The following is a 587-nucleotide window of genomic DNA, read 5'->3' as shown; positions in this document are numbered from 1 at the left end:
AATGATAATGATGCGACTCCAATAGTTAGCATCAGCAGTCCAACGGTTATCGAAGGAGCCAATGCTGTATTCATGGTATCTATAGACGTTCCAAGTTCAGTGGACACAGTAGTTGATGTTGTAACTAATACAGGTACAGCCGGAACATCGGATTACACTGCAACGACTACGACAGTAACGATCCCAGCGGGACAAACCAGCGTAACGGTAAGTGTACCAACAACAGACGATGCTAGCGATGAGCCAGCAGAGAACTTTACTTTAAACGGAACAGTAACCTCAGGCAACACTAGCAATACAACTCCATTCGGAACAGCGATAATTAATGATAATGATGCGACTCCAATAGTTAGCATCAGCAGTCCAACGGTTATCGAAGGAGCCAATGCTGTATTCATGGTATCTATAGACGTTCCAAGTTCAGTGGACACAGTAGTTGATGTTGTAACTAATACAGGTACAGCCGGAACATCGGATTACACTGCAACGACTACGACAGTAACGATCCCAGCGGGACAAACCAGCGTAACGGTAAGTGTACCAACAACAGACGATGCTAGCGATGAGCCAGCAGAGAACTTTACTTT

1 protein-coding gene is annotated in these 587 nt (G+C 45.0%); it reads left to right on the top strand.

The window, feature by feature from the left end; translation table 11 throughout:
• Positions 1–587, top strand: a 587-nt coding sequence (locus tag B0E44_RS12070) for a Calx-beta domain-containing protein (RefSeq protein ID WP_305774929.1), incomplete at both ends; no start/stop codon positions are given.

The organism is Flavobacterium sp. A45, from assembly GCF_002001005.1.
Lineage (GTDB): Bacteria > Bacteroidota > Bacteroidia > Flavobacteriales > Flavobacteriaceae > Flavobacterium.
Note: the sequence above shows the minus strand (reverse complement) of the source record. Positions and strands in the feature narration are given on the sequence as shown.